Here is a 24,157-nt window from a genome sequence, read left to right on the forward strand (position 1 = left end):
GTCCTCGGGCGGGGTGTCACGTCGTGGATATCGGCAGGTTCAGGCCCCGTTCGACCCTGTGACAGGCCCTTTTCCGTATCGGATCTCCGGGGCGTCCGTCCCGTCCCGCGCGTCACCGCCGGCGGTCCGGGCGACCTGCCCCAACGCCGAGATCCCGCGCCCCGCACGGAGGTGTGCGGGAGCGCGGGATCCACCGGCCTCGTCCAGTGGCTCACCCCGAGCATGGCGACGTGCTGGAACGGCCTCCCTGCAGGGGCCCGGGCCGAGCAGGTGACGTGCTGGAACGGCCCCCTTCAGGGACCCGCCGCGAGCGTGCGAGCGGTGGGCAGAAGGGGGTCCTTCTTTCAGTCGGCGAGCTCGGCCAGCCGGTCCTTCAGGGCCTTCTCGACGCGGTCGGCGTAGACGTTCATGTTCCGGACCGAGGTGCCGAGGTCCGTCGAGAGCTGCGTCTTGGTCCGCCCGCCCCACGTCGTCAGGTACCAGGTCGCCCAGCCGAGGACGTTGGGCTGGCCGGCCCGCTGGTCGCGGCGCGCCTCCGGGTCCGGCGCGCACGCGGCGGTCAAGGCGTGCGAGAGCAGCGTCTGCTCGGCCTCGCCCATGATCTCGTCGGGCGCCTCGGAGGAGTCCGGCAGCAGGATCTCGGTGGCCTCGGGGGCGCCGTCCAGCGACTGGAGGTTGCGCAGCCCGTTGAGCGTGGCCACCGTCTGGGAGTTGCGGCGCAGGGTGGCGACGCTCTGGCCCATGTAGGCGGCCAGCTCCTTCTCGCTGGGCCGCCGCTGGTGCTCGGCCATGAAGGCGGCGATCGCCTTCTGCTGCTTGTGCTCGGTGTCGGCGGCGGTCCGCCCGTGCGCGTTGCGCCCGAGGTCGTGCACCCACTTGGACAGCTGGGTGGCGAGGAAGGCTCCGAAGGGGACCGACTTGGTCTCGTCGTACTGGGCGACGGCCTTGAGGATCCACTCGAAGACCTGCTGCCCCAGGTCGTCGGGGTCGGGCAGGTGCAGGCGGATCGTGCTCATGTTCCGCTGCAGGCGCTTGAGGCTGACCGGCCCGTAGTGGCGGCACAGGTCGTCGAGGAAGGCCGGCGGCAGGTCCCGCGGGGCGCGCCGGCGGACGCCGGTCTCCGCGCGCAGCCCGATGGTCGTGGTCCCCCGGCCGGCGCACCAGGCCTTCACCCAGTCGGCCAGCACGGCGGCCGAGCCGCAGGCCCCGTCCACGCGGTAGAGGCCGTCCCCCTGGTCGTAGGTGACCGTCACGCCGTCGGGCAGGGCCTGGCGGAACTCGTCGAGCGGCAGTTCGTGGTCCACGCGGAAGTGCACCCGGTCGCGCGGGGTGATGGGCGCCAGCGCCCACCCGTCGGCCTCGGGGATGCCCCCGAAGACCAGGGGCTGGCGGGCACGGGCCCGGTCGTCGGCGGAGGTGGAGCTGGGGACGGGGATGCGGTCGGGCATCGGAACTCCTGGGCGCTACGGGGAAGAAGGGGTGTCGGGGCGGCCGGCACTCCGCACTGCACGGGAGGCCGTCAGGCCGGGATGCGCTCCCCCGGACCGGGGCGGCGCGGCGAGGGGACGAGCGGGACCGGCACCGAGGCCTCGGGCAGCGCCTCGAGCACCTCCACCGGCAGGCCGTCGGCGCGTGCGGCACCGGCGGCGGCGTGCTCCAGCAGAGCGGTGGCGGCGGCGCGCTCGGCGCTGCTCGGCTCGGCCGTGTAGACCGGCATGTGGTCGTACAGCGAGGTGAAGAGCGCCGACACGAAGGCGTACGCCGCCTGCGCCTGCGGGGAGAACCGGGCCACGGCGGCACGGGGGCCGAGGTCCACGCCGACGGTCACCCGGACGACGCGGTCGTCCTTGCTCAGGCCGGTGACGGCGACGACGACGTCCTCGTGCTCGGCGGCCAGCGCCGCGAGCGCCGCGAGGCACTTGCGGGTGGCGCCCCGGCGAGGTCGCAGCTGCACGTGGACCACCACGGACTCCTGGTCGCCGGCCTGGTCCCCCGCCACCGAAGCGGTGAATGCGTTACGTGCCATCTTGATCGCCCCCTGTCACTTGCGTGAGGAGGAATCTGCCGCATGCACGCTCCGGACGCGGCACACAACTCGCTGTGTCCAGCGCAGTTGTGACGGGGAAGCTTCGGCAATAGTTGCCTGTGTCGGAGTCCGATCAGCCGGTCGCCACGTCAGATTGGCACGGTCTGCCGAGGTCGACCCCCCGGCGACCGTGCACATCTGCCGCTCAGCGGGACGTGCTGCCCTCCACCGCGGTCGCTCCGGCCGGCGCGGCCTCGGTCCCTGCGTCGTCCGGCGCCGCGGTGGGCGCGAACGCCGCCAGGGCGCCGAGCGTGTCGGCGGTGACCTGGGCGGCCAGCAGGTTGGCCTCGGCGATCTGCCGGTAGACCTCCTCGCGGTGGATCGCGATCTCGCGAGGCGCCTTGAAGCCCAGGCGGACGGTGCCGCCCCGGACCTCGACGACGTGGACCTCGATGTCGTCGCCGATGCGGATCGTCTCGCCGACGCTGCGGGTGAGTGTGAGCACGAGTACCCCTCCATGGGTGTGTGTGGTGGCCGTCCGTGGCGTCGCCCGCCGGGGCGGGCGTCGAAGCCGCGTCCCGACGCGGCGCAGTGAGGTTATCGGCGCAGGCGCCGCCGAAGGGGAAGGGAGCCGTCGTTCAGGACGACCTGCCGGGCGCGGGAGGTCGCGGGGGCGACGACCACCGGGGCCCGCAGGTTGGCCGTCGCCTCGGCCACGTCGCCGTCGGGCACGGTGACCAGGCAGAACACCCGCGCCTCGGCCGGATCGGCGAGCCCGAGCTCCACTCGCACGGCGGCGGGCAGGACGGGGGCGTACCCCGGGAAGAACTCCCGCGCCGGCACGGCGAGGAACCGGGGCCCGTCGGGGGCGACCGCCTGGAGCCAGAAGAGCAGCCCGGCGCTGTCCCCGGGGACCAGGACGTAGTCCCGGTGCCGCGGGAAACCCGGCAGCGGCTCGGCGAACGACAGCACCTGGACCGGGGGCGGAGCCGGTGCCGTCGTCGAGGCCGCTGCGGGGTGGTCGGCGAGGGTGGTCATCAGCGCAGGTAGTCCATCAACGTCGGGCTGATCGCCTTGGCCGTCGCCGACAGCGCCGCCTCGTAGCCGGCCTGCTGCATCTGCAGACGCATGATCGTGTTCGGCAGGTCGATGTCCTCGACCTCACCCAGACGCGTCTGCAGGGCGATGCCCTGGTCCATGTTGATCTGCGCCTCGCCGTCGATGCGGGAGGATCGGGCGCCCACGTCGGCGAGCGCGGACGACATCTTGTTCATGACGAGGTCGAGGTCGGCGAGGTCCTGCACGAGCCCTACGGGGTCAGCCGTCAGGTTGGAGGTGATCCGGCCGACCAGTGAGAAGAGGTCGACCCCATCGGCCTCGAACGCCTCCGGACCGCTCACGTCCACCCGCACGGAGTCCGTGCTCGACACCCGGCGGAGCACCTCCGCCCCGGGACCGGCCTGCCCGACGTACGCGCCGGTCACGGAGTCGTAGGCCTTCGGTCCCGCGGTGATCCCGCCGAACAACGGCCGGCCGGCGACGGTGGTGTTGGCCAGGCCCAGCAAGCTGTCCCGCAGTGCCGCGGTCTCGGAGGCGAGAGCCTGGCGGGCGGTGTCCGACATGGCGCCGGTGTTGGAGCCCTGCACGGTGAGATCGCGGACCCTCCGGGTGACCTCCAGCATGCGCTGCAAGGTCGAGTCTGTCTGGTTCAGCCACGCCTGACCGTCGGAGATGTTGCGCGCGTACTGGGCGGTCGCATCCTGCTCGCCCCGCGTCTGCATGGCCCGGTTCGTCCCGGTCGGCGAGTCCGACGGCGCGCTGAGCACGCGCCCCGAGGTGAGCTGCTCCTGCAGCTTGCTGAAGGACTCCAGGTTCCGGTTGAGGCCCTGGAGGCTGGTGAGCGTGACGGCGCGCTGGGTGATCCGCATCGAGATCAGCGCCCCACGAGCCCGGTGCGGTTGATCAGCACGTCGAGCGCCTCGTCGATCGCGGTGACCATGCGACCCGCGGCCGCGTACGCCTGCTGGTAGGAGAGCATGTTGGTGAGTTCCTCGTCGAGGTTGACGCCGGCGACCGACTCGCGGGCGGCGTCCACCGTGGTGGTGATGCTGCTCTGGATGTCGAAGTTGCGCTGGGATACCGCCGACTGGACGCCGAGCTCGACGATCATCTTGCGGTAGCCCTCGTCGATGCCGGCCGTGTGCGCCAGTTGCGCGATCCGGTCGGCGTTCGCCCGGTCGAGATTGCCCGCACCCGCCACGCCCGAGGCCGCGATGCGATCCGGGTCCGTGATCATCACCGTGATGTTGGCTGCTGTGATCGGGCTGCCGTCCGCCGTCCCGAACAGCGCGCCCCCGGTCGCGCCGGTGAGGTCGTACCCCTCGCCGTGCGCGGTGTTCATGGCCGTCGCCAGACTCGACGCGATCGTGTCGAGCTGACCCCGGTAGCTGGGGACGATCGCGTTCAGCGCGTTGAGCTGACCACCGGCCGTGCCTCCCACGCGCACGTTGAAGTCCCCGACGGCCGTGACGACCCGCAGCGGGTCGCCAGCCGTCTGGTCCGGGTCAATGGTGCCCGCGACCTCGAACTTCGTCGCCGAACCACCGGAAACCAGGCTCATCCCGCCGACGCTCACGTCGAGCACGCCGTCCTTGCCGTGGCGCACCGAGGCGCCCACCTGGTCGGCGAGCTGCATCGCCAGGACGTCGCGCTGGTCGGCCAGGTCGTTGGCGGGCAGGCCGCTCTGCGTGGCGCGCTGGATCGCCACGTTGAGGGTGGCGATGTTCTCGGCGGCGGCGTTCACGTCGTCGACCAGGACCGCGAGGTTCTCGCGGGTCTGCGCCCACTGCCCGCCGAGCTGCTGCTGGCTGAAGTGCAGTCCGCCGGCCAGCGTCTCCATGCGCTTGAGCACCTGCCCGCGCGCGGCGGAGTCGTCAGGATTGTTCGCGACGTCCTGCCAGCCGCTCCACACCTCCGACAGCATCTTCTGGATGCCGGTGTTCCCCGGCTCCCGGAATGCCTGCTCGATCAGCTCGTAGGAGTCGGTCTCGGCCACCAGCTGAGTGAGGTTGGCGTGCTCGGTGTGCCCGCGGCCCTCAAGGAACACGTCCCGGATGCGCATGACGTCATCAGCGTTGACGCCCTGGCCGATGCCGGAGCCGGTCGAGAAGAACGCCGGCACGGCGCTTCCACCGATGGCCTGGAGGTCGACCCGCTGGCGGGAGTAGCCCTCGGTGTTGACGTTGGCGATGTTCTGACCGGTGACGTCGAGGCCGCGCCGGTTCGCCCAGAGCGCTGTCGTGGCGGCGTTCAGACCGGAGAAGGTGCTCACAGTGCTCCGTCCAGGGTGACCGCGCGGTGGCTGCCGTCGGAGTGCCGGCCGCTCGCGCCGTAGGTCCCGGCCGACGGGGTGCGCACCTGCAGCAGGGCGTCACCGATCGCGGCGAGGCCGCCCTCGATCAGCTCGCGGTTGGCGTCGGAGAGGCTGCGCAGCTCGGTGACGAGCACGAGCAGCGCCTCGTGGTGCTTGGCGTACAGGTCGTTCCAGGGGGCGGGGGCCACCTCGGCCACCTGCCGGAGCGAAGGGTTGGTCTCGATGCCCAGGCGCTGGGCCAGCGCCTCGGTCGCCGCGGCGCGCTCGACCTCCAGCGTGCGCAGCTGGTCCAGAACCACCTCGATCTCGTGCGCGATGCGCTGCAGCCAGCGGGTCTTGCCGGTGAGGATCAGATACTGCTTCTCCTCGGCCTTGAAGAGCAGCAGGTCCAGGAGTTCCTGCTCCCGCCACAGCAACGTCGACAGGTGCTGGTAGTCCACGTGTCCACCGCCTTCCGTCGTCTCGCCCGTGCTCGCGGTCGCCCCGGCCGCAGGGCCGGCCACCGCCGTCGGTGCTGCCATCGGCACCCGTTCGGAGGGGGTTGAGCCGAAGCACGCAACTGGCGCTCAAGTTCGTGCGGATTTGTGCCGACGGGTGGTGCCGACCTCCCCCGGGACAGCCGAGAGATACGGACGTGACCCCAGTCCGTGCCCTCGCGACCGAGCGATCCCTGCGTGAGCGGTCCGCGCATGACCGGCCGTTGCGCGAGCGCCCCCAGAACGGCCGGATTCCCCACCCGGTCAAGGGGCGGTCCCCGCAGGAGGTCGACGCCCTGGTGACCGAGCACCTGCCGCTCGCCGCCTTCGCCGTCAACGCCGTCGCCTCGCGTATCTCCCTCCCGAGCCACGTGAGCCGTGAGGACCTCCTCTCCTGCGCGCACGTGGCGCTCGTCGAGGTGGCCCGCCGGTTCGACCCCTCGGCCGGCGCCTCGTTCGCGACGTACGCGCTGGCCCGGCTGCAGGGCGCGGTCCTCGACGAGCTGCGCTCCGGGGACTGGGCGAGCCGGTCGGTGCGGGCCGCGGCCCGGCGGACCGACGCCGCCGCCGACGCGCTGACCATCAGCCTGGGCCGGCCGCCCACGCGCGAGGAGCTGGCCACGAGCCTGGGGATCGCCCGCAGCGAGCTCGACCACCTGCAGGTCGACGTCCACCGGGCGGTCATGGTGAGCATCGACGCCGAATCCGGCCCCGACGGCGGCACCCTGGACCTGCCCGACACCGGCGAGTCCCCCGAGCGCGCGGTGCTGCGGGGTGAGCGGGCACGACACCTGCACGAGGCGATCCGCGCGCTGCCCGACCGGCTGGACGAGGTCATCGAGCGCAATTTCTTCGGTGATGAATCACTGACCGACATCGCGGAAGACCTTGGTGTGACGCTCTCCCGCGTCTCCCAGATGCGAGCGCGGGCGCTCACCCTCCTGCACGCCGCCATGGGCGAGATCTGGGACGGCACCCCGGTGCCGGCCTCCGGCGGGATCCGCGCACGGAACCAGCAGCGCCACTACTTGGAACGGCTGACCGGTCGCAGCGCACCGCCGCTCCACTCCGCGCGCGACCCGTGGCCGGTCCACCCGTCGCGTGCGGCGCGCCCGGCCTGATGCCACGGCAGATGGACGCCCCTCCCCCGCTGCGCCGGCACTCCGCCGCGTGCCCCGCCCGACCCACGAGACCCCGCGAGGATGGCACCGCATGAACCGACACGAGATGCTGGCCGAGCTGCACACGCTGCTGAAGCCGAGGAACTACGTGGAGATCGGCATCGACACCGGCATGAGCATGGCGCTGTCGCGGGTTCCGAGCATCGGGATCGATCCGGCCTTCCGGGTCACCGAGGAGCTGAACACCGACGTCCAGCTGGTGCGCGCCACCAGCGATGACTACTTCCGCGACAACAACCCGACCGAGCGCTTCGGCGGCACGCCGCTGGACTTCGCGTTCATCGACGGCATGCACTGGGCCGAGTACGCGCTACGCGACTTCGTCTACGTCGAGGGCTACACCAGCCAGACGAGCGTCATCGTCATCGATGACATGCTGCCGCGGAACGTCCCCGAGGCCGCCCGTGAGCGGCACACCCACGAGTGGACCGGCGACGTCTTCAAGGTCACGACCGCCCTGCGCCGGCTGCGCCCGGACCTGGTCGTCCTCGAGGTCGACACCGAACCCACCGGCACCGTCATGGTCCTCCTCCCCGACGCCGGCTCGTCGGTGCTCGTCGAGAACTACCCGAACCTCGAGAAGCGCTTCCTGCGGGCCCGGGACCCGCAGCAGATCCCGGACCGGGTGCTCTCGCGGACCGAGGCGGTCGACCCGCGCCGCCTGCTCGACTGCGGCTGGTGGGAGACGCTCGTGCAGGAGCGGGAGGGGCAGCTGCCCGCCGGGTCGCTGACCACCGCCCTGGCCGACCAGGACTGGGCGTCGCTGCGCCGCACCACCCCGGGAGCCGACCAGGTCGCCCGCGCCCTCGCCTTCTCCCGCTGAGCCCGCCGGCCGGCGGCCGCCTGGTTCCTGCCGCATACCCACACCCACAGTCGGGAGGACCGACCATGAAGATCCTGATGATGAACGCGGGTCACATCGGCCCGGACTACTACCGGGTGACCGAGCCCGCGCGCGCGGTGCGCGAGGCGGACCTCGGCGTCGAGATCACCATCACCCGTGGCCTGACGACGACGATGCACAACCGGCCCGGGGGTGGCGATCCGGTCGTCACCGACGTGGACCCGCGGGGCGCCGACGTCGTGGTACTCCAGCTGCCCAAGACCGTGGAGATGCTCCAGTGCATCCGTGTCCTCCAGGCCAAGGGCGTCGCGGTCGTCGTGGAGATGGACGACCTGCTCTCCGCCGTCCCCTTCGGGAATGCGGCGTACAACAGCATCATCCGCAAGGGCATGGCCCGCCTGGCGCTGCAGTGCGCCCGCGAGGCCGACCTGGTGACGACGACGACGCCGGCGCTCGTCGAGGAGTACGCACCGCGCGGTGGCGGCGTGGTCGTCCCCAACGCGATCCCCCGCCGAATCGCCGAGCTGCCCCCGGCCTACGAGCGGGCGCCGGACGTCGTCACCGTCGGGTGGTCCGGCACCGTTGCGGGGCACCCCTACGACCTGCAGGAGATGGGGTCGGGCCTGCAGCAGGCCCTGGACAACACCCGCGGCCGCAGCCGGTTCCTGATCCTCGGCCAGAAGTGGGACGCCCGCGAGCGGCTGCGGCTGACGGAGGAACCGACCGAGCTGCGCTGGATCCCGGACGTCGACCGGTACACCGCCGCGGTCGGGGAGGTCTTCGACATCGGGGTGGCGCCGCTGCGGATCGACCGGTTCAACACCTGCAAGAGCTGGCTGAAGAACCTCGAGTACGCCGCGCGCGGTGTCTACTGCGTCCGCTCCCCCAGCGCGGAGTACGAGCGCCTGGGGCTCGGCCGCCGGGCCAAGGCCCCGAAGGACTGGGCGAAAGCCCTGACCACGGCGATCCTGGATCCCGATCTGCGCCGGGAGCAGGCCGCCCGCGACCGCACCGTCGTCCTGGACCGGCACCTGACCGAGCACACCGCTCCCCACTGGGTGGCCGCGTGGCAGCAGGCCGTGGACAACCGGGCGCGCAGCCGGCGCAAGGGCGCCTGACCGGCGGTCCGCCCCCGCGGGTGACGTCGCCGGGAAAATCTGCGCGGTTCGCCTCAAGCTCGCGGGGTCCTCGGCCGTAGACATGAGTGCACGGCCCGCAGCACGGATGCAGCGGGATCCCCAGATCAGCCCCGATTCCACGGAGGAACACCATGGGCATGAGCGTCAACACCAACGTCGCGGCACTGAACTCGTACCGCAACCTGTCGGTGACCAACGACCAGATGAGCAAGTCGCTGGAGCGCCTCTCCTCCGGCTTCCGCATCAACCGCGCCGCCGACGACGCCGCGGGCCTGGCCATCTCCGAGGGCCTCCGCTCGCAGATCGGCGGCATGAAGCAGGCCGTCCGCAACACCCAGGACGGCATCTCGGTCGTGCAGACGGCCGAGGGCGCGCTGAGCACCAGCACCTCCATCCTGCAGCGCATGCGTGACCTGTCGGTCCAGGCGTCCAACGCGGGCAGCCTGAACGACAGCGCGAAGGCGAACATCCAGAAGGAGGTCGGCCAGCTCAAGGAGGAGCTGTCCCGCATCTCGTCGACCACGAACTTCAACGGCACGAAGCTGCTCGACGGCTCGTACTCCGGGACGTTCCAGGTCGGCGCGGACGCGGGCCAGTCGATCTCCGTCACCATCGGTGGGCCGGGCAAGGGCATGGACGCCGCGGGCCTCGGGGTCAACGGCGTCGACGTCACCGGCGTGGGCCTGTACACGAACGCTGCGAGCGGCACCGCCGCCGGCACCGTCGTGACCACCGCCGCCACCAGCGGCGCCGCGGCTTCCCTCGCGATCAACAAGGAAGGCTCGGCCACTGTCGACACCTTCTCCGGTGCCAGCGGCAGCGTTGCGGCGTACGAGAAGCTGACCGGCACGATCAGCTTCGGTGGCAAGACGTTCGACCTGTCGACCGTCGACTACACCGGTGTCACCGGTGCCACCGCGACCGATCTCGCCACGAACTCGCTGGCCGCGCTGAACTCGGCCGCCAAGGCGGCCTTCGGGCTCGCCTCCACGGCGGCCAACCCGTTCACCGCGACGGCTACGGCGCTGACGTTCGCGACGCCGGCCAGCGTCGCCGGCTACACCGACGCCGACGGTGCCCTCAGCGGCTCGGCTGCCGACATCGCCAAGGCGACGCCGGTGTTCACCGCGGGCTCCGGGGCGACCCAGGCCATCAAGGACATCGACGCCGCCCTCCAGACGGTGTCGAGCATCCGCGCCGACCTGGGTGCCAAGCAGAACCGGTTCGAGCACACGATCAACAACCTCAACGTCGCGGTGGAGAACACCACGGCGTCGGAGTCGCGGATCCGTGACACGGACATGGCCCAGGAGATGACCAACTTCACCCGGACCCAGATCCTGACCCAGGCCGGCACCGCCATGCTGTCCCAGGCCAACCAGGCGTCGCAGGGCATCCTGCGACTGCTGGGCTGATCTGATCCAGCACGACTGAGCACCACCCGGTGAGGGGGGAGGCCCCGGCCTCCCCCCTCACTGCTCGTCGCCACTCCCCCGCCGGCCCACCGGCGGACGACCCCCCGGAGGACACCCATGGCAGGCATGAGCATCAGCGGCCTGGTCTCCGGGCTCGACACCACCACCCTGATCTCCCAGCTCATGCAGCTGGAGCGGCAACCGCAGAACCAGCTCAGGACCAAGCTGACCGACACCAAGGCCGACGCCTCGGCCTACCGCACGGTGAACAGCGTGTTCACCACGCTGCAGACGGCGGCCGAGAACCTGACCAAGGCCACCACCTGGGCGCCGGTCAAGGCCAGCAGCTCCGCCACGTCGGTGTCGGCGAGCGCGACCGCCGGAGCCGCCACGGGCGAGGTCACCTTCCGCGTCGACGCCCTCGCCGCCAAGCACGTGCTCATCTCGAGCGCCGACTGGACGCCCTCGACGTCGGCGATGACGCTCACCCTCGCCGACGCGGACGGCGACACTCCGGCCAAGGCGGTGGAGATCCCCGCCGACGCGACGCTGGACCAGGCCGTCACCGCCATCAACGCCGCGGGCGCCGGCGTGACCGCCACCGCCGTCAGCACCGGTAGCGGCTTCCGCCTGCAGCTCACCTCGGGCACCTCGGGAGCGGACGGCGAGTTCACCGCCACCGGGGGTCCGTCCTTCACGCTCTTCACGCAGGCAGCGGACGCGAAGATCACCGTCGGCGCCGGCGGCCCGTACGAGTACGCGGTCACGTCCACCAGCAACACCTTCACCGACGTCATGCCGGGCACCAGTTTCACCGTCAGCAAGGTGGCCGACACGGCGACCGTGACCGTGGCCAGCGACCCGGCCGCGCTGACCTCCGCGATCCAGTCGCTGGTCACCGCCGCCAACAACGCCCTCACGAACATCAACACCTACTCCGACAACAGCGCCGGTAGCACCGCCGTGCTGCGCGGTGACAGCTCACTGCGCGCCCTGGCCGGGCAGATCGCCGACGCCGTCGCCTACGCCGTGGGAGGGGATGGCTCGGCCGCCGTCGCCGGCCTGCAGCTCACCCGCGACGGGAAGATCGCCTTCGACTCGGCAGCGTTCACCGCGCAGTTCACGGCCGACCCCGTCAAGACCCAGCGGCTGCTCAACGGCTCCGGTACGGGGGATACCGCCGTCGAAGGTGTCGCGCAGCGGCTGCTCGCCGTCGCCAGGTCCGCGACCGACAGCACGACCGGCTCCCTCGTGGCACTGGCCCAGGGCAAGGACACCCAGGCGACCGAACTGCAGAAGCGGATCGAGGACTGGGACCTCCGCCTCGAGCTGCGCCAGCAGACGCTGACCCGGCAGTTCACCGCCATGGAATCGGCCCTGGGCACGATGCAGAACCAGTCCGGCTGGTTGTCCTCCCAGCTCGCCTCGCTACCGAACTGGTCGTCGTAAGCCCGTCGAACGTCGCGCCGGCCTCCCGCCGGCCCACCGCCGGCGACCTCCCCGTCGCCGTCCCCGCACACCCCATCGAGGAGTCCTCCGCATGAGTGCCGCCGCCCTGCGTGCCCGATACATGGGCGACACGGTCGCCACCGCCTCGCCGCAGCAGTTGCTGGTCATGCTGTACGACCGCCTCGCTCTCGACCTGGAGCGGGCGGAGACCGCGCTCGTCGCGAGCGACCGGGACGAGGCGCGCGTGCAGCTGGAGCACGCGCAGGAGATCGTCTTCGAGCTCCACAGCAGCCTGAAGGTTGATGCCTGGGACGGCGGGCCGCGTCTCGCCGCGCTGTACAGCTGGTTGATCGGTGAGCTCGTGCAGGCCAACGTCAAGGGCGACCGCAACCGGGTCTCCTCGTGCCGCCAGGTGGTCGAGCCACTGCGTGACGCCTGGCGGCAGGCGGCCGCCACCCTGGCCGCCGCCTCGGCATGACCTCCGCCGGCGACGGGCCGCCTGCGGACTGGGCGACCGTCCTCACCCATCTCGAGGGCGAGGTGGTCGCCGCCGAAGCCAGCATGGACCCCACCGGCGCCGAGTGGGGCCGCCGGGCCCAGGACTGGGTGCCACCGACCGGGCTCGGCCCGGTCCCGCCGGACCTGCGCGAGCGCGCCGCCCACCTGCTCCAGCACCAGCTGGCCGTCGCCGAAGCGCTGGTCGAGGCGATCATCCAGTCCCAGCGCCAGCGCGACCTGGCCGCCCGCATGTCCTACGCCCCCAGCCGGCCCGTCGCCTCGTTCGTCGACCGGGCCCTCTGACCCCGGCCCACCGAACATCCGGAGCCCCGCTCCCCCACCCGGGGGGCGGGGCTCCGTCGCGTCCGGGGCTCCGACACGGTCCGGGGCCTCCGTCGCGGCCCGGGGACGGGCACGCTCCGGCAGGGGACGGGTCGGGGCCGGTGGTCACAGTCGTCACCGCCGTCCCGTCCGGCTCCTCCGACCCTCCCGTGCCAGGCGCGCGGTCACGCGGGTACCGGGTCGTGCCGATGAGGGATGTGCACGGAGAGCACCACCATCGCCACGGATCGGCGGCCCAGCACTCGTTCGCGAGTGTCTTCCGCGTACCCGGAGGTCGATCGTGTCCTGCTCCACCCGCCGGCGAGGCGCCCGATGATCCCCGACGCCACCTCGTCGGTCTTGAAGGCGGCCCTCGCCGGGCTCGCGCAGCGGCAGCGCGTCACCGCCGACAACATCGCGAACGTCAACACCCCCGGCTTCCTCGCCGGGCGGACCGACTTCGAGACGTCGCTGCGCGGGGCCGTCCGCAGCGGCGCCACACCGGTCATCTCCGGCGGCACGACCGTCCGCTCGCTGGAGCCGACCAACACCAACGGCAACAACGTCAACCTCGATGCGGAGACCGTCATCGCCACCGAGACCGGGCTGCGCTACCAGCTGGCGCTCAACGCCCTGGACGGCAGGTACAACTCGCTCCGCACCGCCCTGAGGACTTCGTAGACCATGAGCATGTTCCAGGCCCTGAGCATCTCCCAGTCCGGGCTCATGACCCACCGGAAGTGGCTCGACGCCACCGCCGACAACATCGCCAACATCAACACGGTGCGGCGCACCGACGAGGACGCCTTCCAGGCGCGGCTCGTCGTCGCCCAGGCGGTGGACTACGGCAGCGGCGAGGGCGGCGTGCGCGTGGCCCGCGCCGAGTTCGGCGACCCGGAGGGCCGGCTGGTCTACCAGCCCGACCACCCGCTGGCCGACGAGGGCGGTTACGTGAAGTACCCGGACATCGACCTGGGTGACCAGATGACCCACATGATGATGGCCCAGCGCGGCTACCAGGCGAACCTCGCCGTCGTCGAGCGGGCGACCAGCGCCTACCAGGCCGCCCTGCAGCTCGGGAAGCGCTGATGACGATCCCGCTCGGCGGCATCCCCCCGGTCGGGGTCGGCGCGGTCACCGGCGTCGCCGGCAGCACCCGCGGCACGCCCGCGACCGAGGGAGCCGACGGCTTCGCCGCCGTCCTCGCCTCCACCTTCGACGCGCTCCGGGCCAAGCAGTCGGTGACCTCCGAGCTGGCCGTGCAGGCCGCCACCGGCGACCTGAAGGACGTGCACGACTACATGATCGCCAGCGCTGAGTCCGGCGTGGCGACCGAGATGGTCGTGACGATCAAGAACCAGGCCGTCGCGGCCTTCAACGAGATCATGAGGATGCAGATCTGATGAAGTCGGCACTCGCCGGGACGCTGGAGCGTGCCCGCTCCTCGTTCGACACGATCAGCCTCGGGCAGAAGGTCGTCATCGGCCTCCTGCTCGCCGGGCTGACCCTCGGCGGGTTCTTCTTCTACAGCTGGATCACCACGCCGACCCAGGCCCCGCTGTTCTCCAACCTCGCCGCGAGCGACGCCTCGGCGATCGTCGAGGAGCTCAACGCCCAGGGCGTGACCTACGACCTGGCCGACGGCGGCAGCACGATCATGGTCGCCAAGGACAAGGTGTACGACCTGCGGCTGGCCATGAGCGGCCAGGGCCTGCCCGCCGGTCAGGACACCGGCTACGCGCTGCTGGACCAGCAGGGCATCACCACCAGCGAGTTCCAGCAGCAGGTGACCTACCAGCGGGCCCTGGAGGGCGAGCTGGCGAAGACGCTGGAGTCGCTGGCCGGCGTCAACTCCGCCGTGGTGCACGTCGCGCTGCCCGAGGACGAGGTCTTCGTGAGCGACAAGGCCGCGCCGACGGCCTCGGTCCTGCTCGACCTGGCCCCCGGCACCGCGCTGTCCGGCGAGCAGATCCAGGCGGTCACCAACCTGGTCTCCTCCAGCATCCAGGACATGGACCCCGACCAGGTCACCGTCGCCGACGCGACCGGCCAGGTCCTCTCCGCCGCCGGCACCGGCGTGACCGCGGCCGCCGGCGACGCCCGGTCGCAGGTGGAGCAGGAGTACGAGAACCGCCTGTCGGCCAGCGCCCAGAAGATCCTGGACTCGGTCGTGGGACCCGGCCGCTCCGTGGTCTCCGTGCGCGCCGACGTCGACCTCTCCGAGCGGAGCACCACCTCGAAGACCTACACCTTCGACGAGGGTGTCCCGCCGATCTCGGAGCAGAACACCATCGAGACCTACGAAGGCGGCGGCGCCCCGGTCGGCGGCATCCTCGGTCCGGAGAACATGCCCGACGCCGCAGAGAACGCCGGCGGCGGCGAGTCCACGTACAACAAGGAGTCGACGACGTCGAACAACGCCGTCGGGGAGACCACCGAGGTCGTGCAGGGCGCGCCCGGGGAGCTGAACCGGCTCACCGTCTCGGTCGTCATGGACCAGGCCGTCGCCGGCAACCTCAACCAGCAGCAGATGACCGACCTCATGGTCACCGCCGTCGGCCTCGACGAGGCCCGCGGTGACGACATCACCGTCGCCTCGCTCCCCTTCGACGCCACCGCGGCCGAGAACGCCGCCGCGGCGATGGAGGCCGCGCGCGAGGCGGAGGCCAGCGCGCAGATGTGGTCGATGATCCGCACCGGCGGCATCGCGGCCGGCATCGCGCTGGTCGTCCTCATCGTCTGGCTGCGCTCACGCCGCGGCGCCGAAGAGGAGGAGGACTACGAGCCGCTGGAGCTGGACGAGGAGATGCTCGCCGAGCTCGACCGGCTGCGGGTGGCCAGCACGCGCGAGGAGGTCCAGCTCGACAACGCGGCCCTGGAGCTCGAAGCCGTCGAGCGGGCGAAGGTCCGGGGGGAGATCTCGACGATGGTCAGCGAACGCCCCGACGAGGTCGCGGCCATGCTGCGCGGCTGGCTCAGCGAGAGCAAGTCGTGACGCTCGCCAGCATCCAGCCGGGGGCCGTCGCCGTGCCTACGCGGCCGGAGATGCCCGGCTTGCGCAAGGCCGCCGTCTTCCTCGCCCAGATGAGCAAGGAGGAGGCCGGCGTCCTGCTCGCCCAGCTGCGCCCCCGCGAGGTCGAGGCGCTCACCCGCGAGCTGATGAAGCTCGGCTCGGTCGAGCTCGACGACGTCGACGGCGTCATGCGCGAGTTCCACGGGCTGATGACCGCGCAGCAGTTCGTCGGCCGCGGTGGCGTCGAGTTCGCCCGCGAGATCCTCGCCGCGGGCCTGGGCCAGGACAAGGCCGAGGGCATCCTCTCCCGGCTGAACGTCGTCTACACCGAGGTGCCGTTCGCCTCGCTGCGGAACGCCGACGTGCGCCAGCTCGTCACCTTCCTCAAGGACGAGCACCCGCAGGTCATCGCGCTCGTGCTGGCGCACCTCACGGCCGCGCAGTCGGCCGAGGTGCTCTCCGGGTTCGCCCCCGAGCAGCAGGCCGAGGTGGCCCACCGCATCGCCACGATGGACCGCACCTCGCCGGAGATGGTGCGCCTGGTCGAGGAGGAGCTGGGCCGCCGGATGGGCTCGATCCTGGCGCACCAGGACATGACCACCGTGGGCGGTGTCGAGACCCTCGTCGAGATCATCAACCGCTCCCCGCGGCCGACCGAGCGCTCGATCCTCGAGTGGCTGGACAACACCGACCCGGAGCTGGCCGACCAGGTCCGCTCGCAGATGTTCGTCTTCGAGGACATCGTCACCATCGACGACCGCTCCCTGCAGCTAGTGCTGCGCGAGGTGGAGGCCAACGACCTGGCCACCGCGCTCAAGGGTGTGCGGCCCGACGTGCAGGACAAGATCAAGCGGAACCTCTCCGAGCGCGCGGCCGAGAACCTCAGCGAGGAGATCGAGCTGCTCGGCCCGGTGCGCACCCGCACGGTCGAGGAGGCCCAGGCCAAGGTCGTCGCGGTCATCCGCACCCTCGAGGAGCAGGGTGTGCTGACCATCAACCGCGGTGGGGACGATGACTTCGTTGCGTGAGGAGGGCCACCGGCCGCCACGGGAGGGCGCGGTCCTGCGCGGCGGCTCGGCCGCGCTGGCCCGCCCCTACCGGGAGGTGATGGCCGATCACGTCGTCGCCGGCTCTCCTGCCGCCGTCGTCCCGGCTGCCCGCGCGGCCGGCATCTCCCCGCCCGCCGCGCCGGTGGCGGTCGCCCCGGCGCCCCGCTCCCCCGCCGTGCCCCCCCGGCCCTCGCCGGTCGAGCGGCGGACGACCGTGCGCCGGGCCGAGGACCAGCCGGTCGCCGGGAGCAAGCCGTCCTTCCGCCTCGGCGACGTCTACGCCGAGGAGCTCGCCCGGCTGCGGGCCCAGGCATGCACCGAGGGCTTCGCCGCCGGTCACGCCGAGGGCCTGCTGGCCGCGGAGTCGGTGGTCGCCGAGGCCGAGCGCGAGGCCCAGGAGCGCCTGGCGGAGGTGCAGGCCCGCTGGGAACGCCGGCTGGTCTCCGCGACCGCCGCCCTCGGCGCCGCCGTCCGGCAGCTGGAGGAGAGCGCCCGCCCGGTCGCCGACGACATCCGCGACTCGATCGTCGGCACCGCGCTGACCCTCGTCGAGGACCTCCTCGGCCGCGAGCTCGCCCTGGCCACGGACCCGGTCATGGACGCCGTGCGCCGGGCGCTCACCTTCTGCCCCGCCGACGCCCCCGCCGTCGTGCGGCTGCATCCCGACGACCTCGCCGAGGTGCCCGAGGAGGCGCTCGCCGACCTGCCCGACAGCGTCCGCGTGGTCGGCGACCCGTCGGTGGAGCGGGCCGGCGCCGTCGCCGAGTCCGGCCCCCGGCGGATCGACGCGCAGCTCGGCACGGCGCTGCAGCGCGTGCAGGCGGTGCTGGGGGCATGACCGTCCCGCCGACCGTCCTCGAGCGCGCCCGCGCCGCCGCCCGCCCGCAGGTGACCGGCGTCGTCACCGGCGCCATGGGCCTGACGCTCAGCGTCGACGGCGTGACGGCGGCCGTGGGCGACCTGGTCGAGGTCGACCCCACCGGCCGTCCGCTGCTCGCCGAGGTGGTCGCGGTCGGCCGCGACCGGCTCACCTGCATGCCGCTGGGCGGCCTGTCCGGCGTGCACGCCGGCGCACCCGTGCGGGCCACCGGCCGGCCGCTGCAGGTGCCGGTCGGCGATGCGCTGCTCGGCCGCGTCCTCGACGGCCTCGGCCGCCCGGTCGACGGCGGCCCGGCGCTCGACGGCCGCGTGTCGTGGGTCGACCTGGCGACGACGACGCCGCACGCCCTCTCCCGCGCCCGCGTCGCCGAGCCGCTCACCTTCGGCGTCCGTGCGCTCGACACCCTCGTCCCCTGCGGCAAGGGCCAGCGCCTGGGCATCTTCGCCGGCTCCGGCGTCGGCAAGTCCAGCCTGCTGGCCCAGATCACCCGCGGCACCGACGCCGACGTCCGCGTCATCGGCCTGATCGGCGAGCGCGGCCGCGAGGTGCGCGAGTTCATCGAGGAGAACCTCGGCCCCGAGGGCCTGGCCCGCACGGTCGTCGTGGTCGCCACCTCCGACGAGCCGCCGCTGGTCCGCCTGAAGGCGGCCTTCGTCGCGACCCGCATCGCGGAGGCCTTCCGCGACGAGGGCCGCGACGTCCTGCTGCTGATGGACTCGATCACCCGCACCGCGATGGCGCAGCGCGAGGTCGGCCTCTCCGCGGGCGAACCGCCGGCCACCCGCGGCTACCCGCCGAGCGTCTTCGCGATGATGCCGCAGCTGCTCGAGAAGGCCGGCACCGGCGCCGTGGGCTCGATCACCGGCCTCTACACGGTGCTCGTCGAGGGCGACGACCACAACGAGCCGATCGCCGACACCGCCCGCTCGATCCTCGACGGGCACGTCGTGCTCACCCGCAAGCTGGCCACCACCGGGCACTTCCCCGCCATCGACGTGCTGGAGTCGATCTCCCGCGTCGCCGGCGCGGTGGTCCCCCCGGCGCAGATGACCGACGCACGCGAGGTCCGCCGGCTCATGGGCGCGCTCCGCGACGTCCGGGAGCTGATCGAGATCGGCGCCTACCAGGCCGGCAGCGACCCGCTGGTGGACCGCGCCCGCCAGCTGGCCCCGCAGATCGACGCGTTCCTGCAGCAGCCGCTCGGTGAGTCGACATCGGCCCCCGAGGCGTGGGCCTGGCTGCAGCGCATCGTGAGGGCCGCGTGAAGCGCGCCGCCTTCCGGCTGCAGCCGGTCCTGGAGCTGCGCCGGAGCGAGGAGCGGGCCGCGGCGGCCGCGGCCGCCGCGGCCGCGAAGGCCGCCGGCGAGGCCGCCCGTCGGGCCACCGAGCAGGAGGCGGCGCTGGCCGGCGCGGTGCTCCCGCCGTCGCTGCCGGCCGGCTCCTTCGTGGCGGCCATGGTGCTGCTCCGGACGGCGGCCACCGACGCCGCCGACGCCCGCGCGCTGGCCACGGCGCAGGCCGAGCAGGCCGAGGCCGTGCGCGCGGAGTGGACCGCCGCCGCGCGCCGGACCAAGGGCCTCGAACGGCTGGCCGAGCGGCACCGGCTGGCCCAGCAGCACGCCGCCGACGCCGCCGAGGAGCGGGCCACCGACGACCTGGTCACCGGCCGCGCCTCCCGCGGCACGGGTACCGACGACACGGGGACGGCATGGACGGGCTGAGCGCGGTGCAGTCCCGGATCGCCGAGATCCAGGCCCGGTTCCAGCCGTCCGTCGCAACAGCCTCGGCCTCCTCGGCGTGGGCCGCCGCCGCCGGTGCCGCCGGGCTCACCGGCAGCTCGGCGGTCGGCACCGTGGCCACCGGGGCCGCCACCGCGTCCGAGGGCGCGGTGGTGACCGAGGCGCAGAAGTACCTCGGTGTCCCCTACCTGTGGGGCGGCACCGACCCCCGCAAGGGCCTGGACTGCTCCGGCTTCACCAAGCTCGTGTTCGGCAACCTGGGCATCGAGCTGCCGCGCACGTCGTCCCAGCAGGCGACCGCCGGCAAGGCGGTCCCCTCGCTCGCCTCCGCGCGCCCCGGCGACCTGGTCTTCTTCGACAACTCCTCGTCCCGCGCGGGCATCGACCACGTCGGCATCTACCTCGGCAACGGCCAGATGATCGCCGCGCCGCAGGCCGGCGAGACGGTGAAGATCCAGGCGGTCGGCAACCCCACGGTGATCCGCCGGGTGCTGCCCGAGGCCGCCGTCCCCGCTGCCGCCCCGGCGGCCGCGGGAACGCTGGCCGGGGTGCCCTATGCGGACCTGTTCCAGCGCGCGGCCGGCCGGCACGGCGTCGACGCCTCCCTGCTGGCCGCGGTCGCCCAGCAGGAGTCCGGCTTCGACACCGCGGCCGTCTCCCCGGCGGGCGCCCAGGGCCTCATGCAGTTCATGCCGGCGACGGCGAAGGGGCTCGGCGTCAATGCGTTCGACCCGTCCTCGGCCGTCGACGGCGCGGCCCGCTACCTCGGCTCCCTGACCCGGCAGTTCGGCTCGACCGAGCTGGCGCTGGCTGCCTACAACGCCGGGCCGGGGACGGTGAGCCGCTACGGCGGCATCCCGCCCTACCCGGAGACCCAGAACTACGTCCGGTCCGTGATGAGCAAGGCGGAGGCCTACAGATGACCGAGCTCGCGAGGTCGGCGGGAGACACAGCCCCGTGGGTGACGGGACCGGCGCGCGCCGGCGAGGAGGCGTCGTGACCGCTCCCGTGACCACCGCCGTCCCGGCTGCGCGTGCCGCATCCGCCGCACCTGCCGCGGGCGCGTCCGGCGAGAGCGCGGCTCCCTTCGCCTCGGCCCTGGACGGCGCGCTGAGCGGCGGGGTGCGCGACGCCGGCGGCGAGGCCGGCGGCCGGCAGACCTCCGGCGAGGCCCCGGGCGAGGAGCCCGCCGCCCCCGAGGAGCCGGTCGCCGCACCGGCCGTGGACACCACCGCGGCGGGCGTGGCCGCCACCCTGTGGGCACTGCTGCGTGGTGGCGCCGCCGCGCAGCCGGCCGGCGACGCGGCCGGCCCGACCGCCCCCGCGGTCGCCGTGGGCCCCGCAGGCACCGCGACCGCCACGGTCCCGGGGACGGCCGTGGCCGCCGCCGCGCAGGCCCTGACGGTGCCCGGCACCCCGGCCGGCGCCGCTCCCGTGGCCGGTGCCGCTCCCGTGGCCGGTGCCGTCGTCCCGGTCATGGTCGGTGCACCGGTGCCCGGTACCCCGGGCACCGGCCGGGCCGGTCCCGACCTGCCGGCCACCGCGTCGGCCCGGGCCGTGGAGGCCACCGCCGTCGTCGGCGACGGCGCGGCGCGCGGGCGGGCCGCCGAGCACGCCGGGGCACCGGGGCTCGCCGTCGTCGCCGGCACTCCAGCGGCGTTGCGACCGGCCGGGGAGCCCCCGACCCAGGCGCCGTCCGCCGGCGCTGCCGCCACTGCGACCACCACGGCCGCCACCTCCGGGCCGCCGGTCGCCGGAGCTCCCGCACCGGCGGCCGGGCAGCAGCCCGGTGCGGGTGACCCCGGCGCCGGAGGGGAGCCGACCTCCGCCGTGGTCCCCGCTCCGGCCGCGGGTGCCGAGGGCCTCCCCGCGGTTCCCGGAGCCACCGCCCCCGCACCCGTCGCGGCCGCCGCACCGGCGACCGCCCCCGCCACCGGCGACGGTGCCGCCCTGCCGGTCTCCGGCCAGGTCTCCCGCCAGGTGGCGGTGCTCAGCGGCGCCGGTACCGGCTCGCACACGATGACGCTGGTCCTCACCCCCGAGAACCTCGGCCCGGTGCAGCTGCAGGTCACCGTCGCCGAGGGCGTGCTCGACCTGACGCTGCGCGGCGCCCACGAGCTCGGCCGCGCCGCCCTGCTGGACGCCCTGCCCGAGCTGCGGCGCGACCTCGAGGCCGCCGGTCTCAGCCCGTCGCGGGTCGAGGTGGACGCCGATGCCGGTGGTTCCTGGCTGTCCCGGCACGCCGCCGAGCAGCAGGCCCGGCAGGACACCGGGAGCCGCGGCGGCCCGCAGGAGCCGGCCGGTGGGTGGTCACGACCGGGTGGTCGCCCTGCCGATAGCGGAGAGGGGCGCGCTGCCCCGCAGAACCGATCCACGTCGTCCGGCGTGGACGTGCGCGTCTGAGAGCGAGGAGCCCACATGCCGGACGCAGTGAGCGGTGCCACCGGGACGACCGCGACGTACTCCGCGACGAGCTCCGTCGACCGCGGTGACCAGATGGGGAAGGACACCTTCCTCAAGCTGCTGGTCGCCCAGATGAAGTACCAGGACCCCGGCAACCCGGCCGACACCAACCAGCTGATGGCGCAGACCGCCACCTTCAGCCAGGTCGAGAAGCTCGAGGAGATCGCCAAGCAGAACGCCTCGATGCTGGCCCTGCAGCGCTCGAGCAGCGCGGGGGCGATGGTCGGCCAGACCGTCACCTACACCGACTCGACCGGCGCCTCGAAGGCCGGCGTCGTCACCTCCGTCCGCCTGGCCACCGACAAGGCCGAGGCCGAGGCCACGATCGGTGGCGTCTCCGTGCCCGTGGGCCGGATCACCGACGTCGGCACCCGCTGACGCCCCCCAGACCACCGCGCCGACCCGCGCTCCCCCAGCCCGAGCCCCCACCCGGAGGAGACCCCCGATGCTCCGCTCCATGTTCTCCGCCATCTCCGGTCTGCGTGCCCACCAGACCAAGATGGACGTCACCGGCAACAACATCGCCAACGTCAACACCGTCGGCTTCAAGAGCAGCGCCACCGTCTTCCAGGACACCCTCTCCCAGGTCGTGCGCGCCGGCGGTCAGCCGGCGGCCGACCGGGGTGGCACGAACCCGGCGCAGATCGGTCTCGGCGTGAAGCTCGCCGGGATCACCACCAACTGGACCAACGGTGCGGCGCAGTCCACCGGGCGGTCGACCGACTTCATGATCGAGGGCGACGGCTTCTTCGTCGTCGAGGGCGCGGGCGGGCAGCAGCTGTTCACCCGGGCCGGCTCGTTCGACTTCGACGCCAGCGGCAAGCTGGTCACCCCCGACGGCTCGATCCTGCAGGGCTGGGTGGCCCAGAACGGTGTGGTCAACGCCAACGGCCCCGTCGAGGCCCTGGTCGTCCCCTACGGGCAGATCGTGAACCCGACGCCCACCACGGCCGGCAGCATCGTGGGCAACCTGCCCTCCGACGTCGCCGCCGGCACCACCTTCCAGGTCGGCGCGGACATGTACGACAGCCAGGGCGTGCTGCAGAAGGTCGCCTACAACATCGAGAAGCTCAGCGACAACAACTGGGAGGTCAGCGTCGTCCACTCCGACGGCACGACGCTGATGGCTGCCACGCCGATCGCGTTCGACGCGGCGGGCAACCTGACCACGCCGGCCGCGCCGGACTACGAGCTCGCGCCGTTCACGCCGGTCGGCTACCCCAGCTGGACCAACACGGTGACCATGAGCCTGGCCGGGCTCACCCAATTCGGTGGCGCCAACACCCTCGCCGCCCCGAAGCCCGACGGCTACGCCCTGGGGTCGCTGCAGTCGTTCACCCTCAGCAACGACGGCACGATCACCGGCGTCTACTCCAACGGGCTGCGCCAGCCCCTGGGGCAGCTCGCCATGGCCTCGTTCAACAACCCCAGCGGCCTGGAGAAGGCCGGCAACTCCTCCTTCCGCGTGGGCGACAACTCCGGCGTCGCGATGATCGGCCTGGCCGGGCAGGGCGGCCGCGGGGAGCTCAGCTCCGGCGCGCTGGAGATGTCGAACGTTGACCTCAGCGAGGAGTTCACCGGGCTGATCGTCGCCCAGCGCGGCTTCCAGGCCAACAGCCGGGTGATCACGGCGTCCGACGAGATCCTCCAGGACCTGGTGAACCTCAAGCGCTGATGAAGGGCCTCTCCGCTCCCGCGCCCGGCGCCGGGGCCTGAGGAGAGGCCGTTCCGGCACGTCACCGGCGGGGGGGGGGCCCCCCCGGGGGGGCGGGGCGGCCCGGCACCCCCCCCCCCCCCCCCCACAAGGGCGGGGGGGGTGTCGTGCGGGCTGGGCGTGCCCTGCCGCGGCGCCCGGGCCCCCCGGGGGGGGCCCCGGGCCGTCCGTCACACGCCCCCCGCCAGCACCTTCGGCTCAAGGAGGCCCCGTCCGGGGCCGATGACAGAACTGCCGTTCCCGCCCGGACCGTGTTCACGCCCCACCGACCCCCACCGAGCAAGAGGACCGCCCCGTGATCCGAGTGACGCGCCTGAACGGCGACGAGTTCGCGCTCAACCCCGACCTGATCGAGAAGGTCGAGGGCCACCCCGACACGGTCGCCTTCCTGGTGGACGGCACGAAGTACGTGGTGCGCGAGAGCGTGGCCGAGGTGCTGCAGGAGATCCGCGAGTACCGCGCCGGGATCCTCGCCCTCTCCTACGAGATGGACCGGGGCGCCTACCGCCCGCACGTCCCCGAGCAGCAGGTCGGCGACTCGTCGGTCGTGCCCTTCCCGACCCGAGAGGAACGCTGAC

The 24,157-nt window shown here is 73.0% G+C and carries 27 protein-coding genes; 20 read left to right on the plus strand and 7 right to left on the minus strand.

Translation table 11 applies throughout. The features are described from left to right. Positions 1-344: 344 nt before the first annotated feature. From QOZ88_RS16830 to QOZ88_RS16860, 7 genes are all read right to left on the minus strand, one after another. Positions 345-1,448 (minus strand): sigma-70 family RNA polymerase sigma factor, encoded by a 1,104-nt coding sequence (locus QOZ88_RS16830; RefSeq protein ID WP_091930695.1) that lies wholly within the window; start codon positions 1,446-1,448, stop codon positions 345-347. A 71-nt stretch (positions 1,449-1,519) separates the two neighbouring features. Then, on the minus strand, positions 1,520-2,026 hold the full coding sequence (locus QOZ88_RS16835) for a hypothetical protein (RefSeq protein ID WP_306000877.1): 507 nt from the start codon (positions 2,024-2,026) through the stop codon (positions 1,520-1,522). A 205-nt stretch (positions 2,027-2,231) separates the two neighbouring features. After that, complete coding sequence (csrA, locus tag QOZ88_RS16840; RefSeq protein WP_091930697.1) at positions 2,232-2,531, minus strand: carbon storage regulator CsrA; 300 nt, start codon at positions 2,529-2,531, stop codon at positions 2,232-2,234. 92 nt (positions 2,532-2,623) lie between these two features. Then, entirely contained in the window at positions 2,624-3,064 is a 441-nt protein-coding gene (gene fliW / locus QOZ88_RS16845; RefSeq protein WP_306000878.1) for a flagellar assembly protein FliW, read from the minus strand. After that, complete coding sequence (flgL, locus tag QOZ88_RS16850) at positions 3,064-3,954, minus strand: flagellar hook-associated protein FlgL (RefSeq protein ID WP_306000879.1); 891 nt, start codon at positions 3,952-3,954, stop codon at positions 3,064-3,066. The genes fliW and flgL overlap by 1 nt, the downstream gene beginning before the upstream one ends. A gap of 5 nt (positions 3,955-3,959) precedes the next feature. Then, positions 3,960-5,357, minus strand: coding sequence for a flagellar hook-associated protein FlgK (gene flgK / locus QOZ88_RS16855; protein WP_306000880.1), 1,398 nt, complete (start codon positions 5,355-5,357; stop codon positions 3,960-3,962). Beyond that, on the minus strand, positions 5,354-5,839 hold the full coding sequence (locus tag QOZ88_RS16860) for a flagellar protein FlgN (protein WP_306000881.1): 486 nt from the start codon (positions 5,837-5,839) through the stop codon (positions 5,354-5,356). The genes flgK and QOZ88_RS16860 overlap by 4 nt, the downstream gene beginning before the upstream one ends. Positions 5,840-6,099: 260 nt before the next feature. Between QOZ88_RS16860 and QOZ88_RS16865 the strand changes: the two genes are divergently transcribed. The 20 genes from QOZ88_RS16865 (at position 6,100) to QOZ88_RS16960 (ending at position 24,156) form a co-directional block, all read left to right on the plus strand. Beyond that, positions 6,100-6,996, plus strand: coding sequence for a sigma-70 family RNA polymerase sigma factor (locus QOZ88_RS16865; protein ID WP_306000882.1), 897 nt, complete (start codon positions 6,100-6,102; stop codon positions 6,994-6,996). Between the two features lie 91 nt (positions 6,997-7,087). Then, positions 7,088-7,879 (plus strand): class I SAM-dependent methyltransferase, encoded by a 792-nt coding sequence (locus QOZ88_RS16870; protein WP_306000883.1) that lies wholly within the window; start codon positions 7,088-7,090, stop codon positions 7,877-7,879. Positions 7,880-7,944: 65 nt separating this feature from the next. Further along, positions 7,945-9,018, plus strand: a complete 1,074-nt coding sequence (locus tag QOZ88_RS16875; protein WP_306000884.1) for a glycosyltransferase family protein — start codon at positions 7,945-7,947, stop codon at positions 9,016-9,018. A gap of 158 nt (positions 9,019-9,176) precedes the next feature. Continuing rightward, positions 9,177-10,454, plus strand: a complete 1,278-nt coding sequence (locus tag QOZ88_RS16880) for a flagellin N-terminal helical domain-containing protein (RefSeq protein ID WP_306000885.1) — start codon at positions 9,177-9,179, stop codon at positions 10,452-10,454. 117 nt (positions 10,455-10,571) lie between these two features. Beyond that, positions 10,572-11,903: a flagellar filament capping protein FliD gene (fliD, locus tag QOZ88_RS16885; protein WP_306000886.1), complete on the plus strand. Its 1,332-nt coding sequence runs from the start codon at positions 10,572-10,574 to the stop codon at positions 11,901-11,903. A 91-nt stretch (positions 11,904-11,994) separates the two neighbouring features. Further along, on the plus strand, positions 11,995-12,381 hold the full coding sequence (fliS, locus tag QOZ88_RS16890; protein ID WP_306000887.1) for a flagellar export chaperone FliS: 387 nt from the start codon (positions 11,995-11,997) through the stop codon (positions 12,379-12,381). Continuing rightward, positions 12,378-12,704, plus strand: coding sequence for a hypothetical protein (locus QOZ88_RS16895; RefSeq protein ID WP_306000888.1), 327 nt, complete (start codon positions 12,378-12,380; stop codon positions 12,702-12,704). The genes fliS and QOZ88_RS16895 overlap by 4 nt, the downstream gene beginning before the upstream one ends. 351 nt (positions 12,705-13,055) lie before the next feature. Further along, positions 13,056-13,403, plus strand: a complete 348-nt coding sequence (locus tag QOZ88_RS16900) for a flagellar basal body rod protein FlgB (protein WP_306000889.1) — start codon at positions 13,056-13,058, stop codon at positions 13,401-13,403. 3 nt (positions 13,404-13,406) lie between these two features. Then, positions 13,407-13,811, plus strand: coding sequence for a flagellar basal body rod protein FlgC (gene flgC / locus QOZ88_RS16905; protein WP_306000890.1), 405 nt, complete (start codon positions 13,407-13,409; stop codon positions 13,809-13,811). Beyond that, positions 13,811-14,125 carry a flagellar hook-basal body complex protein FliE gene (locus QOZ88_RS16910; RefSeq protein ID WP_306000891.1) on the plus strand — a complete coding sequence of 105 codons (315 nt, stop codon included), beginning with the start codon at positions 13,811-13,813 and terminating at the stop codon, positions 14,123-14,125. Before flgC ends, QOZ88_RS16910 begins: the two co-directional genes overlap by 1 nt. Continuing rightward, positions 14,125-15,717, plus strand: coding sequence for a flagellar basal-body MS-ring/collar protein FliF (gene fliF / locus QOZ88_RS16915; RefSeq protein WP_306000892.1), 1,593 nt, complete (start codon positions 14,125-14,127; stop codon positions 15,715-15,717). Before QOZ88_RS16910 ends, fliF begins: the two co-directional genes overlap by 1 nt. Then, a complete protein-coding gene (fliG, locus tag QOZ88_RS16920; protein WP_306000893.1) occupies positions 15,714-16,763 on the plus strand; it encodes a flagellar motor switch protein FliG in 1,050 nt (349 codons plus the stop codon). The genes fliF and fliG overlap by 4 nt, the downstream gene beginning before the upstream one ends. After that, the gene (locus QOZ88_RS16925; protein WP_306000894.1) at positions 16,747-17,622 is read left to right on the plus strand and encodes a FliH/SctL family protein; all 876 of its coding nucleotides are present in this window, start codon (positions 16,747-16,749) and stop codon (positions 17,620-17,622) included. Before fliG ends, QOZ88_RS16925 begins: the two co-directional genes overlap by 17 nt. After that, a complete protein-coding gene (locus QOZ88_RS16930; RefSeq protein ID WP_306000895.1) occupies positions 17,619-18,929 on the plus strand; it encodes a FliI/YscN family ATPase in 1,311 nt (436 codons plus the stop codon). Before QOZ88_RS16925 ends, QOZ88_RS16930 begins: the two co-directional genes overlap by 4 nt. Next, entirely contained in the window at positions 18,926-19,384 is a 459-nt protein-coding gene (locus QOZ88_RS16935; RefSeq protein WP_306000896.1) for a flagellar FliJ family protein, read from the plus strand. The genes QOZ88_RS16930 and QOZ88_RS16935 overlap by 4 nt, the downstream gene beginning before the upstream one ends. Then, positions 19,372-20,325, plus strand: a complete 954-nt coding sequence (locus QOZ88_RS16940; RefSeq protein ID WP_306000897.1) for a transglycosylase SLT domain-containing protein — start codon at positions 19,372-19,374, stop codon at positions 20,323-20,325. The genes QOZ88_RS16935 and QOZ88_RS16940 overlap by 13 nt, the downstream gene beginning before the upstream one ends. A 73-nt stretch (positions 20,326-20,398) precedes the next feature. Further along, on the plus strand, positions 20,399-21,805 hold the full coding sequence (locus QOZ88_RS16945; protein ID WP_306000898.1) for a flagellar hook-length control protein FliK: 1,407 nt from the start codon (positions 20,399-20,401) through the stop codon (positions 21,803-21,805). A 15-nt stretch (positions 21,806-21,820) separates the two neighbouring features. Next, positions 21,821-22,243, plus strand: a complete 423-nt coding sequence (locus tag QOZ88_RS16950; RefSeq protein ID WP_306000899.1) for a flagellar hook assembly protein FlgD — start codon at positions 21,821-21,823, stop codon at positions 22,241-22,243. Between the two features lie 67 nt (positions 22,244-22,310). Continuing rightward, positions 22,311-23,540, plus strand: coding sequence for a flagellar hook protein FlgE (locus tag QOZ88_RS16955; protein WP_306000900.1), 1,230 nt, complete (start codon positions 22,311-22,313; stop codon positions 23,538-23,540). A gap of 334 nt (positions 23,541-23,874) precedes the next feature. Continuing rightward, positions 23,875-24,156, plus strand: coding sequence for a flagellar FlbD family protein (locus tag QOZ88_RS16960; RefSeq protein WP_091930718.1), 282 nt, complete (start codon positions 23,875-23,877; stop codon positions 24,154-24,156). Position 24,157 lies beyond the last annotated feature (1 nt).

Origin of the sequence: Blastococcus carthaginiensis (genome assembly GCF_030731085.1) — a bacterium.
GTDB classification, from domain to species: domain Bacteria; phylum Actinomycetota; class Actinomycetes; order Mycobacteriales; family Geodermatophilaceae; genus Blastococcus; species Blastococcus carthaginiensis.